The sequence below is a fragment of the Paenibacillus sp. AR247 genome (genome assembly GCF_002968895.1).
GTDB classification, from domain to species: domain Bacteria; phylum Bacillota; class Bacilli; order Paenibacillales; family Paenibacillaceae; genus Paenibacillus_AQ; species Paenibacillus_AQ favisporus.
Map to the genome: position 1 here is coordinate 47,179 of NZ_PCZT01000011.1, position 17,849 is coordinate 65,027.

The 17,849-nt window shown below is 57.2% G+C and carries 11 protein-coding genes and 4 pseudogenes; 5 read left to right on the forward strand and 10 right to left on the reverse strand.

From position 1 onward, the window contains the following. From CPT76_RS20910 to CPT76_RS42215, 3 genes and pseudogenes are all read left to right on the forward strand, one after another. The coding region (locus CPT76_RS20910; RefSeq protein ID WP_258168713.1) for a DUF5808 domain-containing protein at positions 1-458 on the forward strand (458 nt) is incomplete at its 5' end. Positions 459-519: 61 nt separating this feature from the next. After that, positions 520-2,145, forward strand: a complete 1,626-nt coding sequence (locus CPT76_RS20915) for an alpha/beta hydrolase family protein (protein ID WP_105444337.1) — start codon at positions 520-522, stop codon at positions 2,143-2,145. Between the two features lie 313 nt (positions 2,146-2,458). Further along, a pseudogene (locus CPT76_RS42215) lies at positions 2,459-4,482 on the forward strand (prolyl oligopeptidase family serine peptidase). 173 nt (positions 4,483-4,655) lie between these two features. On the opposite strand, the gene CPT76_RS20925 reads toward CPT76_RS42215, so the two are convergent. After that, positions 4,656-5,399 carry an IclR family transcriptional regulator gene (locus tag CPT76_RS20925; RefSeq protein ID WP_105444338.1) on the reverse strand — a complete coding sequence of 248 codons (744 nt, stop codon included), beginning with the start codon at positions 5,397-5,399 and terminating at the stop codon, positions 4,656-4,658. 411 nt (positions 5,400-5,810) lie between these two features. Here CPT76_RS20925 and CPT76_RS20930 point away from each other — a divergent pair. Next, positions 5,811-6,742 (forward strand): annotated as a pseudogene (locus CPT76_RS20930) (alpha/beta hydrolase). A 133-nt stretch (positions 6,743-6,875) separates the two neighbouring features. Here CPT76_RS20930 and folE read toward each other — a convergent pair. From folE to queG, 4 genes are all read right to left on the reverse strand, one after another. Beyond that, positions 6,876-7,469 (reverse strand): GTP cyclohydrolase I FolE, encoded by a 594-nt coding sequence (gene folE / locus CPT76_RS20935; RefSeq protein WP_105444339.1) that lies wholly within the window; start codon positions 7,467-7,469, stop codon positions 6,876-6,878. Between the two features lie 57 nt (positions 7,470-7,526). Further along, positions 7,527-7,775 (reverse strand): YneF family protein, encoded by a 249-nt coding sequence (locus tag CPT76_RS20940; protein WP_076175831.1) that lies wholly within the window; start codon positions 7,773-7,775, stop codon positions 7,527-7,529. A 96-nt stretch (positions 7,776-7,871) separates the two neighbouring features. Then, positions 7,872-8,906 carry an HD-GYP domain-containing protein gene (locus CPT76_RS20945; RefSeq protein WP_105444340.1) on the reverse strand — a complete coding sequence of 345 codons (1,035 nt, stop codon included), beginning with the start codon at positions 8,904-8,906 and terminating at the stop codon, positions 7,872-7,874. Positions 8,907-8,928: 22 nt separating this feature from the next. Then, positions 8,929-10,704, reverse strand: coding sequence for a tRNA epoxyqueuosine(34) reductase QueG (queG, locus tag CPT76_RS41600; RefSeq protein WP_105444341.1), 1,776 nt, complete (start codon positions 10,702-10,704; stop codon positions 8,929-8,931). 548 nt (positions 10,705-11,252) lie between these two features. On the opposite strand from queG, the pseudogene CPT76_RS20955 reads away from it, so the two are divergent. Beyond that, a pseudogene (locus tag CPT76_RS20955) lies at positions 11,253-11,866 on the forward strand (superoxide dismutase). Between the two features lie 141 nt (positions 11,867-12,007). Here the strand turns inward: CPT76_RS20955 and mutY are convergent. The 5 genes and pseudogenes from mutY to CPT76_RS20980 all read right to left on the reverse strand — a co-directional run bounded on the left by mutY (position 12,008) and on the right by CPT76_RS20980 (position 17,842). After that, entirely contained in the window at positions 12,008-13,177 is a 1,170-nt protein-coding gene (gene mutY, locus CPT76_RS20960) for an A/G-specific adenine glycosylase (protein WP_181152979.1), read from the reverse strand. Between the two features lie 43 nt (positions 13,178-13,220). Then, positions 13,221-13,616, reverse strand: coding sequence for a holo-ACP synthase (gene acpS / locus CPT76_RS20965; RefSeq protein ID WP_076175844.1), 396 nt, complete (start codon positions 13,614-13,616; stop codon positions 13,221-13,223). 200 nt (positions 13,617-13,816) lie between these two features. Then, complete coding sequence (locus tag CPT76_RS20970; RefSeq protein ID WP_105444342.1) at positions 13,817-15,883, reverse strand: beta-galactosidase; 2,067 nt, start codon at positions 15,881-15,883, stop codon at positions 13,817-13,819. 22 nt (positions 15,884-15,905) lie between these two features. Beyond that, on the reverse strand, positions 15,906-16,952 hold the full coding sequence (locus CPT76_RS20975) for a glycoside hydrolase family 53 protein (RefSeq protein WP_105444343.1): 1,047 nt from the start codon (positions 16,950-16,952) through the stop codon (positions 15,906-15,908). Positions 16,953-16,962: 10 nt separating this feature from the next. Beyond that, positions 16,963-17,842 (reverse strand): annotated as a pseudogene (locus CPT76_RS20980) (carbohydrate ABC transporter permease). Positions 17,843-17,849: the final 7 nt, after the last annotated feature.

Genomic DNA, 17,849 nt, shown 5'->3' on the forward strand with positions numbered 1-17,849 from the left:
AGCTTGACCCGGCCAATCCGCAGCAGTCGGTACGCCGTAACGCCGCCTTCCGCCGCAGATGGTCCATGTTCAACGTCGCGGCCGGCCTCATGATGGTGCTGCTGTTCTCGTTCGTTCAGTACAACATGATCTATCCGCTGAGCCGGGAGGTTATGATGCTTGTCAGCCTGATGATGCCCATGCTGATCGTCGTGCTGGCCATCGTGCTGGCCTTTTCCACCGGCCAGGGCGGACGGCGGATCGGTGGTCCATCTTCCGGTTCCGGGGCAACGCATGTCGTTAATGATGATAAATTCTGGAAGCTCGGCAATATTTATTTCAATCCGCAGGACCCCGCCCTGTTCGTGGAAAAACGTATGGGCATCGGTTGGACGGTCAACTTCGGCAGACCCGGCGCCTGGATTTTCCTGGTCGGTATCTTAGCTGTGATCATTATCGCTGCCCGAATTGCAAGTTAACCCGCCGGAACGCGATATGTCATATTATCATTCGGGGATATCCCCTTTAGGAGGAATGTTTATGAAAAAGAAACGAACCCTGAGCGCGGTGGCTGCTGCTTCCCTAACCGCCATCAGTCTGTCTGTCCCTGCAGCGGCTGCTGCCGAAACTCTGGACGCCGCATCCTACGTCTCCATTCGCGAAACTGCAGTTCGATTGGGCGCCCAAGTCAGCTGGGACCCGAATCAGCGCTCGGTGACCGTCACAAAAGAAGGTACGAAGCTGGTACTGACGATCGGGCGCTCCACCGCCGTACTGAATGGCAAAACCGTGCCGGCCGGAGGAACGGTCCGGATTACCGGCCAACAGTCGATGGCTCCGGCCGCCTTCCTGTCGGCAGCATTGGGCGGCACAGAGAGCGCCGAAGGCCCTTCTGAAGCCACCGACAACGCCGATTTGTTCCTTCAGGCCTTGCGGGCCGGGAACGGAGCTGGGGCGGCCAAGGTCATGAGTCCCGCCCTGCAGCAGGCCCTGCCCGCTCAAACGCTGAGCGGCCTGTGGAAGAACTACGAGAGCGTCTACGGCCAAGTTTCGTCAGTAGGCGGCAAGCAGGAAAGCGACAACGCCGTCCACCACAATGTGGCATACACGCTGCAGACGGCGGCCGTACCGCTTCAGATCACCCTTCGCCTGAATGCAGACCGCCTGGTGGACGATCTGAACATCGGCCCGGTCTCGGCGGGAGGATACCGGCCACCGGCCTATGATCATCCGGAGGCCTATACCGAGCGGGAGGTCCAAATCGGCGAAGGGGAATGGGCTCTTCCCGGAACGCTGACCCTGCCTGTGGGCCAAGGCCCCTTCCCTGCCGTAGTGCTCGTTCACGGCTCCGGTCCGAACGACCGGGACACCTCCATCGGCGGAGCCAAGCCGTTCCGCGACCTGGCGGCGGGATTAGCCACCAAAGGCATCGCCGTCCTGCGCTACGACAAGGTCACGTTTGAGCATACCTTTAAAATCGCCGCCAACCCGAAATTAACCGTCAAAGAAGAGACGGTTGACGATGCGCTGTCGGCGGTGAAGCTGCTGACCCAAACCCCGGGCGTCGATCCCGCCCGGATTTACGTGGCGGGACACAGTCAAGGCGGTTATGCGATGCCGCTCATCGTGGATGCCGATGCCAATGCCGGCCGGAACATCGCCGGCACCATCCTGCTCTCAGGCCCGAGCTCTTCCTTCATCGACGTTGCCGTGGAGCAGCAGGCGGAATTGGTTTCCCGCGTGAAGCAGCTGGGTCAGGATTCTGCGCCTTACGAGCAGCAGGCAGTCGTGTGGACCCAGGCCGCCAAGCTGCTGGACGACCCGCAGTACTCGGTCTCCCACCTGCCGGAGAGCTTTCCGATTCCACCCGCTTACTGGTGGTACGATAAGAAGGACTACAAGCCAGCCGAATTAGCCGAAACGCAGAGCGGCCCGATGCTCGTCCTGCAGGGCGAAAACGACTGGCAGGTACCGATGCATGAATTTGAGCAGTGGAAGGAAGCATTAAAAGGCCGCGCCGATGTGGAGTATAAGTCATTCCCGAAAGTAAACCATCTGCTTGCCGAATATGACGGCCTCTCTACCGGTTCGGAATATGCACAGCCCTCCAACGTGACACCGGCAATCATCGATACGATCGCAAACTGGATCGACAAACAGAAATAGACCGGACATAAGGCGTCGGCCGGCAGCGGGAACCCCGACACTAGATGGCTTAGACGCCCGCCAGCTAATAACGCCACTTAAGATACACGGCAAGCCCCTTGAACCGGATCAAGGGGCTTGTTTTTTGTGTCTTCCTATTGAGATTGGTAAACCCATCGATGTTTGGGATGTTTGGGATGTGTGGATTTGTGGTCACGCTCTCCCCTCCTGCGCGGATCCGCGGATGGATTTCCCGCCGGAACTCTGGGATAATGTGGTTTAGAATCTGATTGCTTCATACCTATTCCAATTTCATGCTTAGGAGGCCCTGTCCATGAGTGAAAAACGTCCCATTACCGCCGATGACTTGTACCGGATGCATTGGGTCAGCGACCCTGCCGTATCCCCCAAGACCGGCGCTGTCGCGTACATATCGAAAACCGTTAACGACCAGCATGGGGGCTACACCTCCCATATTCGCCTGATCTCGCCGGACGGCCGGGAGGATACCGCCTTTACCGCCGGCGAGCAGGACGCCTCGCCAGCGTGGTCTCCCGACGGCTTCAGGCTGGCCTTTCTGCGCAAGAAGGGCGATGCCCGCCAAGTCTGGGTCATGCCCGCGCACGGAGGCGAAGCCCAGGCCGTAACGGAGCTGAAGCACGGCGTCAGCGCCTTCAAATGGGCGCCCGACGGCAGCGCCCTTCTGCTCCGCGCCGAGGCTCCTTCGGCCGATGAAGCCGTCGGTGCGGACTCCGGAGCCCAAGCGGAGAAGGCCGGCAAGGACAAACAGCCAGACGAAAAAGTGATTCATCGTATAAAATACAAGGCCGACGGCGCCGGGCTGTGGAATGACCGCAGAACGCATCTGTTCGTTCACGATCTTGCCACTTCGGTATGTACGCCGGTCACTTTGGGCGACTTCGATGTGTCTTCGTTCAATTGGTCGCCGGACGGCAGCCGCATCATCTATACCGCCACACATGCCTCCGCTTCCTTCCCGGATCCGGACCTCCGCCTGACCAACGATTTATTCGTGGCGGAGCGGGACGGCGGAAACGTCCGCCAATTGACGGATGGGCGCCTGAGCATCGGGTCCATCGCCTACACGCCGGACGGCAGCCATATCCTGATGCTGGCCGACGACCTGAACTGCGGCTTTGCCACGCTGACGCGCATCTATCTGATTCCCGCTGAAGGCGGCGAGGCACGNGCCTGCTATTGAGGACCGGGACGTACAGCTCGGACACGCCTTGCTTTGGCGATATGCGCNCGGGANCCGGCAGTCCGCCCGCTTTTAGTGAAGACGGCAAGTATGTCTTCCTGCAGCTGAGCGAGGACGGCGGCGTCAAGGTCGCCCGCTTTTGCGCTGGACGGCTCCGATTTACGAGATCATTCGCCGGCGGCGACCCGGGGAAATTTTACCCAGTTTCGCCCCTGGCACCGGAAGGCAGGCTGATTCTCGCTTCCGCAGATACGCTTCATCCGGGAGATCTGTTTGCCTTTGACATGGCAAACGGTGATGAGACCCGGCTGACCGACTGCAACAAGGAGCTCTTCAGCGAGCTTGTGCTGAGCGAGCCGGAAGCCTTCCGCTTCGAAGCCTCGGACGGCTGGCCGATCCAGGGATGGATCATGAAGCCGGTCGGCTTCAAGGAAGGCTCCAAGGTGCCGGCCGTTCTGGAAATCCACGGCGGACCGCAGGCGATGTACGGCTGCACGTTCATGCACGAGTTCCAGCTGCTCGCCGCGGCCGGATTTGCCGTGTTCTACACGAACCCGCGCGGCGGCCACGGGTATGGCCAGGCCCATGTCAATACGGTCCGCGGCGATTACGGCGGACGCGACTACCAGGACCTGATGGATGCGGTGGACTATGTCCTGTCCGCCTATGACTACATCGACGCCTCCCGGCTTGGCGTCACCGGCGGCAGCTACGGCGGCTTCATGACGAACTGGATCGTCGGGCATACCGACCGGTTCCAAGCCGCCGTCACCCAGCGTTCGATCTGCAACTGGGTGTCGTTCTACGGCGTCAGCGATATCGGGTACTATTTTACCGAGGACCAGATTTGGGGCAATCCGTGGGACGATCTGGAGAAGCTGTGGAAGCATTCCCCGATCGCTTACGTGAAGCAGGTGAACACGCCGCTCCTGATCCTGCATGGGGAGCAGGATCTCCGCTGCCCGATCGAGCAGGGGGAGCAGCTGTTCGTGGCGCTCAAGCGCCTTGGCAAGGAAGCGCAGTTCATCCGTTTTCCGGGAGCCGACCACAACCTGTCCCGCAGCGGCAATCCGCATCTGCGCACCCGCCGGCTGACCCATATCGTACGCTGGTTTGAAGAGCATATCGAGCACTGATTTCACTGACTTCACTGATGCCATTGATTTCTAATTCATAAATTCTATAATCTAAAAAAAGCCCGCCATACCGGATTTCTCCGGTATGGCGGGCTTTCTCTATAACGATGACGCAGACAGTTTGTTTTCTTATTCTCTTCATCCGTTCACAACCTCAGTGGGTTTACGTCCGTTTACGGAATCATCAGCCCCATTTCCCGCGCCGCTTCGATCAGCACGGGAGCAAACTCATTCAGCGTTTCGCTGGACAGCCGGCTCACCGGGCCGGATACGGACAGGGCAGCGGCGACGTGGCCGTTCCGGTTCACGATCGGCACCGCCACCGCGGCGGCGCCGGGCTCGCGCTCCTCGATGCTCGTCGCATAGCCCCGCTCGCGGATGTCCTGCAGCTGCCGCACATAGCTGCCGCCCTTCACCAGCTCCGCCCAATCCGGATCGCTCAGGAGCTCCTCCTGATCGGCAGGCGCGGCAAACGCCACCAGCACCTTGCTCGACGCTCCCACCGTAAGCGGCAGGCGCGCCCCGACCTGCGCCACCCTCCGGATGGCCTGATTGCTCTGCACCGCCTGGATCCGAAGACGGTCCTTCCCGTCCCGCAGGTACAGACTGACCGTCTCACCCAGCCGGTCGCGCAACCGCTCCATCGCCGGCAGCAGCAGCACCGCCGGATCGTCGCTTTGCGATAAATGCGTCGACAGCTCCCATACTTTAATACCAAGCCGGTATTTTTCCGTCGCCGCATCGCGGACGACGAAAGCCTTCTCTTCAAGAGTCGTCATCAGCCGATGGACGGTGCTCTTGTGCAGTCCGATCATTCCGGCGATTTCGGTCAGTCCCAGCTCGCTGTTCTGCGTAAAACACATCAATATATCCAGTGCCCGTTCAACGGCACGAACCGTTAATTTGCGGTCTTCCATTCCGATCCCGCCCCTCAAATGTTTCACCACATGAAACATGGTTACATAAATTATAAGAAATTCGCCGGATAAAGTCTATATTTTCTTCTTTGACCCTTTCGCAAGAAGACGCCAATACGTAGCTAGTGCCAATGTCCGGCTTCGCTGCACTCGCGCACCACCGGGTGCCCCTCTGCATGTGCAAGCTCATGTCGCCGGGCACTCTATGCTCATGTCCGCATCAGGAGGACAAGGGTAGCCGGCAGGTGAACTATGGGGCGGTTCACTATTACAATTGTCTAACAATTGTCCGCCCCGGATTGACTTTGACCTCAGGCTTGCATAGGATATAGAGTAAAATTTTATATGTTTCGTAAACGAAGCCCGGAAGTTAAACTTAATATAGTAAAGTATTTATAAGGAGGGGCACGCATGAACATGACATCCCGTAACGACGTACATCTTCCCCGCCCCCTGCCCGATACACCATTACCGTTATCTACGCGAATGATTCGCTTTAAGCATATTTTGGTGGCACTGCTCTTGTCCGTTGTATTTTTCCTGCTCTTCTGTTTCATTGCGCTGCATGCCTACATCGCCTGGGTGTTGTCCAATCCGACAGTCGCCCCCTTGTACTCCAATCCGATGCAGGCCAAGTCCATGAAATACGAGGACGTCACTTTCCCGGCCCATGACGGCAGCCGGATGATGCAGGGCTGGTACATTCCAGCCGCAGGATCAACCAAGACGATCGTGTTCAGTCACGGGTACGGCGCCAACCGGGAGGAAACCTGGATCCCGATGTACGATTTGGCGCATTTCGCCCACCGCTTAAATTTTAACGTCATTTTGTTCGATTACGGTTTCGCTTCCCAGAACAGCAAAGCCGTCGCGACGGGCGGCAAGGTGGAAGCCCAGCAGCTGCTGGGGGCCATCGATCTGGCCAAGCAGCGCGGGGCCAAGCAGATCGTGGTATGGGGCTTCTCGATGGGCGCCGGCACCGCCCTTCAGGCCGGACTGCAGACGAAGGATGTCGACGCCATGATTCTCGACAGCACCTTCCTGCTCGAGCCGGATACACTGTACCATAACATCAAAAATCAGATCGACCTGCCGCGGCATCCGTCGCTGGAAATTCTGCAGCTGCTGTTCCCGGTACTGAACGGCACGAGCCTGAACCAGATTCCATACCAGCAGGTCAAAAAAGAGGATTATCCGTTCCCGATCTTCTTTATCCACGGGACGAGGACGAGAAGGCGCCTTATCCAATCGCGGAGAAGCTTGCCTCCAACCAGACTAATCCGTATTCGGACGTCTGGATTGTGAAAGGCAGCCACCACGAGCTGATCTTCCGGATTAGCTGAAGTTTTTCTTGCGATTATAGAATGGTTCAGCTTCGCTGAAATTTATAAATTCTATAATCTTCAAAAAATAGCTGGTACAAACAAAAGAGGGCACGCCCCCTTCCGGGCGTGCCCTCTTTCTATATTGCCGTCATTATTCTTTGATCAAAGACAGAAACTCCGCTCTCGACGCCGGGTCTTCACGGAAAATGCCGCGTACGCCGGAAGTCACCGTCTTGCTGCCCGGCTTCTTCACGCCCCGCGAACACATGCACAGATGCTCGCCTTCCACGACGACCATCACACCATGCGGCTGCAGCACATCGACCATAATGTCGGCGATTTGGGACGTAATCCGCTCCTGTACCTGCAGACGGCGGGTGACCGCCTCGACCAACCGGGCCAACTTGCTGAGTCCGGCAATTTTTCCGCTCGGAATGTAGCCGATATGGACCTTGCCGAAAAACGGCGCCATATGATGCTCGCATTGGCTGTAATACACGATATCCTTGACGATCACCAGTTCCTCATGATTTTCGTCAAAGGTCACGCCCAGCACATCACGCGGGTCTACCTCATATCCGGCAAAAATTTCCTCATACATCCGGGTAACGCGGGCGGGTGTCTCAAGAAGCCCTTCCCGCTCGGGATTTTCACCGATCAGCTTCAAAATTTGCTCGATATGGTACTCGATCTTCTCGCGGTTTTCACCAACCCGCGCGTTCACGTAATCTTTAACGCCAGCCACAGCACTTCCTCCTATCGCTACCCCCTGCTTCTCTGTAGACGTTCTATGCCGAGGGGATTATTTCTTCTTGCGGCCTTGACCTTGTGCCGGGCCCTTCTTGCCGGAAAACTGCTGATTTTTCATCATCTGCTGCGCTTTCTGCATCTGACGCCCGTTCAGGTTGTAACCCATTTGCTTGGCCATCTTTTGAAGCATTTGCGGGTCATTTTGCATTTTTTCCATTTGCTTGCGCAGATAATACACGCCGATAAAAAACCCGCCGACCAAGCCGACGATCAGCGTAATAATTGGAATTACATATTGCATATTCCGCCACCCCTATAAGTATAAATCGATTCCTTGCGCGTGCCTGAGCAGCACGAACCTATCATAGCATGTCCAAATGCGGCTCGCAAATGAATTCTAGGCCAGTACAGCCTCGATAAATACGGTCGTTTCCTGCGCCAAATCCAGCTCTTTAATATCCAAATGACCCGCTTCGCCGCGCACGATCCGGACGACCGGACGTCCCGGTAGGCCCCGGTGCTGACGGACGACAAGCCCCGTCTCCTTGTTCGACAGCCTGACGGCCGTCCCGTTGGGATAGATCGACACCATCCTCGTAAACTGGACCAGCACGCCGTGGTCGAGCTGCTTTTCCGACATGGCCATCATTTGCTCGCAGGCCTCATGCGGCATCAGCCTCCGGCCCGAAGGCTTCAGCGGATGAATCATCCGGTCGTAAGCGTCCGCAGCGGCGACGATTTTGGCATATAAATGAATCTCGTCTCCGGTCAGTCCCCGGGGAATGCCCAAGCCGTCTACCCGCTCATGATGCTGAAGGGCGACGTGGGCGATCAGGAGGCCGAACTCCCTTTTGTTCTTGAGCTTCTCGAAACCGCGCCAGGTGTGATGGCTCTTGGAATCCGGGAACAGCTCGTCTCCCTCCCGCATGCCGTTCTTACCGATATCATGCAGCAGGGCGCCCGTAGCGAGCTCTTTGACCTGCTGATAATTCAGGCCCATATTGACGCCCATTACCGTGGACAGCAAGCATACATTCATCGCGTGAACATACTGGGCGTTGTCTGCGGTCCGGACATCCGTAAGCTGCACGAGCAGCTCCTTGTTATCCATCACGTCCTCGAGGAGATGGTCCACACTCGCGCCGATCAGCTGGGTGTTCCATTCCTTCCCGGACCGCACCGCTTCAAAAGCGTCACTCATCTCCTGAATCAGGCCCTGTTTGGTTGCTTCGCTGAGAATGTCCTCCGTATCCACGTCCGCGTACAGCGGATCCTGAATGTAGAGCATCGTGACCCCGATTCGGTTCAGCGTACTGATCATATACACGGTAAGCTGGACTCCCGCCGACAGCAGTACCGTCCCATTCCCGGAATAGATGGTTTTCCCCAAAAATTGACCGGGCTCCACACTTTCAATGCCTACATACCTCATGAACGTTCCCCCGATTGGTTACTTAATCGGCCCATCCCTTTCTTTCGGGCAGGGAGTTCTCCAAGGTCAAGAGATGGCGCTTGATCTCCATCCCTCCGCCATATCCTACGAGACTGCCGTCGGCGCCGATCACCCGGTGACACGGGACGATCAGCGGTACGGGATTTTTGTTGTTGGCTCCGCCGACGGCACGGACGGCCTTCGGTCTGCCAATCGCATTTGCGATATCTGCATAGGATCGGATCTCTCCATAAGGAATATCGGCAAGCGAGCTCCAAACCTGAAGCTGGAACGGCGTTCCCCGCATATCCAGCTGCACGTCGAACGTCTTGCGTTCCCCGGCAAAGTACTCACCCAACTGGCGCTTCGCCTCAGCCAAACGCTCATCATCCTGAACGAAATCACCGCCGCCGCACCAGGTGCGGGACCATTTCTGGAGAACCGCCTCCTTGACGTTAAACGGTCCGAACTCGATCAGGCACAGCCCTTTCTCCGTTGCGCACAGCGTCAGCGGGCCGATCGGAGAAATCATCTCCGAATAATAGACCGTTTCCTTCTCGCCTCCCAGACCGGGAGAAAAATCATCCGCAGCCATTTCGGCATCTGCGGGTTGTCCGCTTCCAGCGGGCTGAAGCTTTTCCTGCGCTTCGCTCATCATGTCTATCACCTTCTCGTCTTGTTCTGAAGCCAGACCTTTATTCAGCCAATTCAAAGCTTCTTCCCCTCCTATCCGGCCCAAAGACCACGCCGCGGCACCCCGCAGTTCCGGTCTTGGGTCTTCCAGCAGCACCCGGCCGAGGCGGGGCACCGCCGATGTATCCTTGAAGTTGCCGAGCGCAATCACGGCGTTGCGCTGAATCGGCTTGCGGCCGCGCCAGGCGGCTGCGCTTTCCCCAAACTTCTCCTTGAACTCCTTATTGCTCAAATCCAGAATAGGCAGCAGCAGCGGCTTATCCTTCTCGGGATCCGGCAGCAGATACTCATGATGCGTCCAGTTCTTCCCCTTGTTCTTTGGACAGATGACCTGGCAGGTATCGCATCCATACAGCCGGTTGCCGATCTTGCGCATCACCTCGTCCTCCAGAAAGCCTTTGGTCTGGGTCAAAAAGGAGATGCACCGCTGCGCATTGAGCTGGCCGGGGCCGACCAGCGCTCCCGTCGGGCATGCGTCGATGCACATCGTGCAGTCGCCGCAGTCCTCCGTGACGGGCGTATCCGGCGGAAACGGAATGTTGGTCACCATTTCCCCGAGATAGATCCATGAACCCCATTTGGGCGAAATGATGCAGCAGTTCTTCGCGCTGAAGCCGATGCCGGCCCGCTCCGAAACCGCCCGGTCCACCAATGCCCCGGTATCCACCATGCTCTCCATCACCGCATCCGGCACCCTCTCCCGGATAAACGCCTCAAGCTTGCCCATAGCGTCCCGCAACACCTGATGGTAATCCCGCCCCCACGCGGAACGGGCGAGGATCCCCCGGTATTGTCCAGGCACCTGTTTGGGCTTGTGTTCCATTTTGGATGGATAGGCTACGGCGATAGCAATGAGGGAGGCGGGCTGTGCATCGGGGAGTGCCGGGGTGACGCGTTTGTCCAGATCCGGCTCTTCAAAGCCGGATTCGTAACCAAGCTTGCGGTGGTTCTCGAGAATCGATTTCAGAGAGACAAACGGGTCAGCCGAAGCAAAACCGATATCGTCAATGCCGAACCCGGCCGCCGCCTCTTTAATGTCCTGTTTGAGCTGCTCCCACGGCGAAGCCGAAGGAGCGTACGCAGCCTGTGGTTTACTTGATGTCATTTCTCTAATCCAAGGTATAGTATTACGACAAAAACCGTGAAAATCCTTCTTTATCATCCATTAAACCATAGTTTACTTTAAAAAACACGCGTTTTCTTTTGAAAGCGCTTTATGGCAAGCGTTTTCATTCTATCATCTGTAAATTTCCCATATAATGGACTAGTTTTGCGGCATAATCCTTCGGGATTTGGGTAAAGGATAACAAATGCGTCTTTCGGCGTGCCTTCACGGAATCCAAAAAAAGTTTTTTTCGCGATGAAAGAATGGCACTTCCCGCCTGGATCATTTGAGGTTCTCACTGGAAAAGGCTGCTGTCAAGTCCGTTCCCATACAGCTGGCAAGCCCGCCTCAGGATTAATTCGACTTTGTAAACATAAATGTTGATTTAATCGAAAAAATACGGTTTAATAGAAATGGAATCACATTCCATGCTACATACTTATGCCGATAAAGGGCACTTTTGGACAACAAAAGCGTTCCTTTATTCATATGAATCAGCCGCATGCGTTGATTCTACCCAAAAAAAACATTAACAGGAGGTATTTATCATGGCATTTCAATTACCACCACTTCCATACCCGAATGATGCGCTCGAGCCGCACATCGACGCTCAAACGATGGAAATCCATCACGACCGTCACCATAACACTTATGTAACGAACCTGAACGCGGCTCTGGAAAATGCTCCTGAACTGCAAAACAAAAGCCTTGAAGAGCTGATCTCCAACCTGGACAGCGTACCTGAGAACATCCGTACAGCCGTTCGCAACAACGGCGGCGGACACGCTAACCACTCCCTCTTCTGGGAAATCATCGCCCCTAAAGGCGGAGACAAGCCAAACGGCCTTCTAGCTCAAGCGATCGACAGCGAGCTTGGCGGCTTGGACAAATTCAAGGAAGAATTCACCAAAGCGGCTACAACCCGTTTCGGCAGCGGCTGGGCATGGCTCGTCGTGGACAGAACGGCAAACTGGCTGTACAAGCACGCCTAACAGACAACCCGCTGATGGAAGGTCAAACACCAGTCCTCGGTCTGGACGTTTGGGAGCATGCTTACTACCTGAAATACCAAAACAAACGCCCTGACTACATCGCAGCATTCTGGAACGTTCTGAACTGGGATGTTGTCAGCAAACGTTACCAGGAAATCGTACAGCCGTAAGCTGTACCTTCCCGGAAATAAAGGGGCTGCCCCCAAAGAACTGCATTGCAGTTTCTTGAGGGGCAGCCCCTTTTGCTTGTCTCTCAGCGAGATGATTCCCGGCTGCCGAGAACAGCACGCTTTGGTTAACATTTTAAACGATTAATAGGATGAATGTTTGAAATAGTTCTGTAAAATTTTTAAAAACACATTGGGAAAGGCGTAATGCTGCATATCCCGCTCATCGATCCATCGGTACTCCGTCTGGACGAACGGCTCGCCGCTATCCCCGGCCGCGTACATCGCCTTCAGCTCGGCTGCCTGCGGCAGGTCCTCTTCGCGGCAGCGGTAGACCTGCAGGTTCCAGTGAATATGGCTGAAGGTATGCTCCGCGTCCGTTAAATGCGCGATCGGCCGCGCAGCGATGCCTTCCTCGAGCAGCGCCCCGGCGAGGATATCCATCGCCGGCTCGTCCGGCAGACGCCCGCTGCGAGCCGCCGGCGTCTGCAAATGCGGCAGCTCCCACATGCGGGCGAGCAGCCCTTCCTGCGGACGCTGGCGGATCAGGACGCGGCCGCTATGATCACCGCGGCCCTCCACGAGGGCCACCACCCGATACTCGGGCCGCGGCGGCTTCGCCTTGGTCTTGATCGGCAGCTGCTCCTCCTTGCCTTCCTGCCTGGCGGAGCAGTGCTCCATCACAGGGCAGGTGAGGCAGTGCGGCGACTTGGGCGTGCACACCAAGGCGCCCAGCTCCATGAGCGCCTGGTTGAAGTCCGAGGCCCGGCCGTCCGGGATCAGCTCCACGACCAGGCTTTCCATAAAGGCGCGGGTGCTTCCTTTCATGATATCTTCCTCAATCAGGAAGTATCGCGACAGCACCCGCATCACATTGCCGTCAACGGCCGGTTCCGGCTTGTTGAAGGCAATGCTCAGAATCGCGCCGGCCGTATACGGGCCGACCCCCTTCAAGGCGAACACGGACGCCTTGTCGTCCGGCACCATACCGCCGTGCAGCTCCTTCACCTGCTTGGCTGCAGCCTGTAAATTGCGCGCCCGGGAGTAATATCCGAGGCCTTCCCAGCATTTGAGGACATCCTGCTCAGGGGCGTCGGCCAGGTCTTCCACGGTCGGAAACCGCTCGATGAACCGGTTGAAGAACGGAATGACCGTGTCCACCCGCGTTTGCTGCAGCATGATTTCCGACACCCAAATATAGTAGGGATTGCGGTGGCGCCGCCACGGCAAATCCCGTTTATGCTTGTCGTACCATTCCAGCAGGTTGATGCTGAAATGCCGTTTCTGCTCCATTGAACTTATCGAACTGCTCATGAGGTCCTTCATACCTTTCTGGCTGGCTTGATCATGAGCCGGCCTATTCCCGCTTCTCTACAACAGCGAAGGCGGAAGCCAGCTCGGTCTGGTGGGAGATCGATAGATGGATTACATATTCCGGCTCACCCGGCAGCTCGAGGCGCTCCCAAGCCTGCTCGTTCAGCACCACGACGGGTTTGCCGCTCTCATCGGGAAGCACTTCCATGTCCACAAAGCCGATTACCCCGCCGATGCCGCAGCCAAAGGCTTTGGAGATAGCCTCCTTTGCGGCGAAGCGCCCGGCGACAAACTCGGTCAGGTTTCCGCCCCGTTTCTTGGCTTCCTCCCTTTCACGGGCGGTCAGCACCCGCTCCATAAAACGGAAGCCCTGACGGCTGCCAAGTAGCAGCCCAACCCGCTTGATTTCCAGCACATCGTGCCCGATTCCGTAAATCAATGCCCCGCACCTTCCCTTCCATGACATACAAATCCTATTGTAACAGGTGCACGTCCCAAAAACGAGCCGCTTGTGAGCAGGCATATCTTTCACTAGCTGTTCTTCATGGAACGATCCCCGGCACCGCAGGCAAACCCGGAGCGGATACGAAAAATGCGGAGCCCCTCGCCGGGCTCCGCATTCCTGTTACCGTCTACGATTTATATGGTGCTCCGCGCCAGCAGCCGCGTACCGTATCCCTCCAGTTTGATACTTCCGGCGACGGGCTCGCTGCCAAGCAGATCGCGGTATTCCCTCTCATCCAGATCCACTTGCTTGTCCTCACCCGTGAAGTTTAGGACAAACACGTAGTCCGTGCTGCCGTCCGACCGAAGCTGGACCGTAACCCCTTGCGGAAGCTCGGTATCCAGCACCGGGCTGACACCCGCTTCCCGAATAAGGCGGGCATAGAAATCGCCGTAGAACGGCTCCTTCGCGCGTGAGGCGAGGTAATAGGCCTTGCCTTGTCCAAACGAATGTACCGTCAGCACCGGACGCCCCGCGTAAAAATCGTCGCCGTACTCCGCCAGCACCTGAGCGCCTTCGGGATGAATCAGGTCGCACAGGTCGTACAGCTCATAATCGCCTTCGAGGCCCAGACCGTTGTCCTGGACGGGGATCATCCGGTTGAGCTCGCCCTCATGCAGGCCGTCGATCTCTTCGGACCAGATGCCGAGCGTCTTGCGAAGCGGTCCGGGGAATCCGCCCAGATGGCACAGGTCGCTCTCATTGACGATGCCGGACCAGTAGGTCGCCACTAAGGTGCCTCCGCTGGCCACAAACGCCTCCAGCGCGTCACCGGCTTCCGCCGTGCACAAATACATCATCGGGGCGACAATCAGCTTATACCGGCAGAAGTCGTCGCCCGAACCGATGACGTCCACGGGCACGCCCATATTCCAAAATGCGCGGTAATGCTGCATCACCGTGCCTTCGTAGTCAATTCCCCGGTTCAGCGGCCCCTGGGAATCTTTCACGGCCCAGCGGTTGTCCCAATCCGCGATAATGGCCGTCTCCGCCGGCACGCCGGAACCGGTCACCGAGGCGATTTGCTCCAGCAGGCCGCCCAGCCGGGCTACATCCTGGAACACCCGCGTGTGCTCGTGCCCGGCATGGTCGACGACGGCGCCGTGAAACTTCTCGCTGGAGCCGCGGCTCTTGCGCCACTGAAAATACTGCACAGTGTCCGAGCCATGAGCTACGGCCTGCAGCGAGGAGAGCAGATGCATGCCCGGGCGCTTCAGCTTGCTGACCGGCTGCCAGTTCGTCAGGCTCGGCGTGCTCTCCATCAGCATAAACGGCTGCCCGCCTTTAAGCGAACGAAACAGGTCGTGGTTAAAGGAGAACCAGGATGCGAGCTTGCCCGGGTCCTGCTTGTCATGCCACGTCGGATAGGCGTCCCAGGAGATGACGTCCAGGATATCCGCGAATTTGCGGTAATCCAGCCCTTCGAACCAGTCCATCATATTCGTGGTCGCAGGAAGGTCCGGCCGGATCGCTTTGAGCGGAGCGATTTCCTGTTTGCAGAAGTCCACGGTTTGGTCCGTGACGAACCTTCTCCAGTCCAGATTGTGGCCATGGACCATCTTTTCTCCGTGCCGGGCGGGAGATTCGATCTGGGACCAGTCAGTATAAGTATGGCTCCAGAATGACGTCCACCAAGCCTGATTCAAAGCCTCCAGCGATCCGTAACGCGCCTTCAGCCACTCGCGGAAAAATTCCTGGCAGTAATTGCAGTGGCACTCTCCGCCGTATTCATTGGAAATATGCCAGCCGATCACGGCCGGATGGTTCGCATATCGCTCCGCCAGCTTCGTATTGATGATCCGGGTCTTCTCCCGGTATACGGGCGAAGAATAGCAGTGGTTATGGCGCCCGCCATGCAGATTGCGCACCCGGTTCTCCCCTACGCGCAGCACTTCGGGATACTTCTGCGACATCCATGCAGGCCTTGCGCCGCTGGGGGTTGCCAGCCATGCATAAATTCCGTTTGCGGCAAACCGGTCCAGCACCTGGTCAAGCCAGTCGAACGTAAATACGCCTTCCTCCGGCTCCAGCGCAGCCCAGGCAAAAATGCCGATGGCCATCACGTTGCATTTGGCCAGCTTCATCAGCCGGATGTCCTCTTCAAGCACTTCCGGATCATGCTGCCATTGGTCCGGGTTATAGTCAGCCCCATGCATGAATCCTGAAATTTGCGGGCTGATCGGTGGATAGGATGTTTTCATATGAATACAAGCCTCTTTTCTGCTATGAAATATAAAGCGCCGGGAGCGGATAACCGTCATGATCAAACAGCGTCAGATTGCTCCAATTGTTAGCATGGCCGACAGACCACACCTGCTGCGACGGGATCCAGCACGGCTCCCAATAATAGAAGCCCAAGCCCCGGCCGTCCGGCATGCGGCGGATGATGTCGGTTAGCGCTTTCAAATAAGCCTGCTGGCCTTCCGGCGAAACGGGGAACGCGGACGGCAATGCTTCATCATTCTCCAAGATGAGGGGAAATCCTTCCCTAGTCCGAAAAGTCCATGGGTAAGCCGTTTCCACGACGACGATGTCCCGCCCAAACCGCAGAGACAAATCCTGCAAATTCCGTTCGAGCTGCTCCAGGGGGCCGTGCCACCACGGATAATACGACAATCCGATCACGTCAAATGGAACCCCTTCCGCTTCCATCCGTTCAAAGAAGGTCCGGCTGCCATCCGGATCCCCGCCGCGGTCGATATGGAGCATCACCCGGACTGATCGGTCCACCGACCGCACAGCGCTTGCACCGGATTTGAGAAGCCCGCACAAGCGGGCCCATGGCTCCTCATCCGCACCGGCCTCCGCTTTCGGATCCACCTTCGCATCCGGCCAGAGCATGCCGTTCGTAATTTCATTTCCGATCTGAACCATATCCGGCAGGGCACCGCCGGCGCGCAGCACCGCCATCACTTCGTACGTATATTCGTAAACGGCCTGTTCCAGCGCCGCCCCTTGCAGTCCTTCCCAAGCGGCCGGCTTCCACTGGTTCGCCGGGTCGGCCCACTTGTCCGAGTAATGAAAATCCAGCAGCAGATGCATGCCGAGCTCCTTGACCCTTTTGGCCATCATCAAAGTCCGCTCCAGATTACAGTAGCCTCCCGGCGGGTCGTTCCAGACCCGCAGCCGGATGGAGGAGGTGCCGCTGCGCTGTAAAAGCTCGAGAACGTCCACCTTGTCCGGACCCTCATGAAACGTGCCTCCCCCCTGTTCGATCTCATCCAGGAAGGACACGTCCATGCCCTTGATCCACATCTTTTCGATTTCCATGCTCTGCCTCCTATTCCTTAACCGAGCCCATCACAAGGCCCTTGACGAAATATTTTTGCAAAAACGGATAAACCAGCAGCACCGGCACCGCGCCGATGAAGATCTGGGCGGCGTTGACCGTTTTCTGCGAGAGCAGCGCCACCTCTTTCGGATCAATGCTCATGGTGCTCATATCCTTCTGCACAATGACCGTCTGCAGGAAGGTCGCCAGCGGAAACTGCTTGGCATTGTTCAGGTACAGCAGCCCGTCGAACCACGAGTTCCAGTGGAACACCATGCTGAACAGGGCCAGCGTAGCAATCGACGGAAGCGATACCGGCAGAAAAATCGAGAAGAGGGTGCGGAAATGCCCGGCTCCGTCAATGAACGCCGCTTCCTCCAGCTCTTTCGGGATTCCCCGGAAAAAGTTCAGCAGCAATATCGTGAGATACACGTTGACCGCTCCTGGCAGAACGAGCACCCAGAAGGAGTTGATGAGATGCAGCTTCTGGATGACGATATAGAACGGCACCAGCCCGCCGCTGAAGATCATCGTGAACACGAACACCCAGGAGTACACGTTTCTCGCCCGGAAGACCGAAGCTTCCTTCGACAGCGGATAGGCCGCCAGAAAGGCCAGCAGCAGCGTGAGCGCGGTGCCCAGCACCGTACGCTTTACCGAAACCCAAATGGAGTGCAGGAACACGGGGTTGTCGATCGTTTTTTTGTAGGCCTCCGTCGAGAACTGCACCGGCCAGAGGCCGACCAGATTGGCGTCCGCCGCCGACTTGGCGCTGAACGACACCGCCAGCACATGCAGCAGCGGAATGATGCACATCAGCGACAGGCTCAGCAGCACCAGGGTATTGGCGACCGGAAAATATGCGGTATGAAGCGGTTTTATGATACATCCTTCTG

Coding starts and splice junctions, on each gene's coding strand:
- CPT76_RS20915 (WP_105444337.1), top strand. CDS start 520: ATGAAAAAGAAACGAACCCTGAGCGCGGTGGCTGCTGCTTCCCTAACC.
- CPT76_RS20925 (WP_105444338.1), bottom strand. CDS start 5,399: ATGGAAGACCGCAAATTAACGGTTCGTGCCGTTGAACGGGCACTGGAT.
- CPT76_RS20940 (WP_076175831.1), bottom strand. CDS start 7,775: ATGCAATATGTAATTCCAATTATTACGCTGATCGTCGGCTTGGTCGGC.
- CPT76_RS20945 (WP_105444340.1), bottom strand. CDS start 8,906: ATGAGGTATGTAGGCATTGAAAGTGTGGAGCCCGGTCAATTTTTGGGG.
- queG (WP_105444341.1), bottom strand. CDS start 10,704: ATGACATCAAGTAAACCACAGGCTGCGTACGCTCCTTCGGCTTCGCCG.
- mutY (WP_181152979.1), bottom strand. CDS start 13,177: ATGAGCAGTTCGATAAGTTCAATGGAGCAGAAACGGCATTTCAGCATC.
- CPT76_RS20970 (WP_105444342.1), bottom strand. CDS start 15,883: ATGAAAACATCCTATCCACCGATCAGCCCGCAAATTTCAGGATTCATG.
- CPT76_RS20975 (WP_105444343.1), bottom strand. CDS start 16,952: ATGGAAATCGAAAAGATGTGGATCAAGGGCATGGACGTGTCCTTCCTG.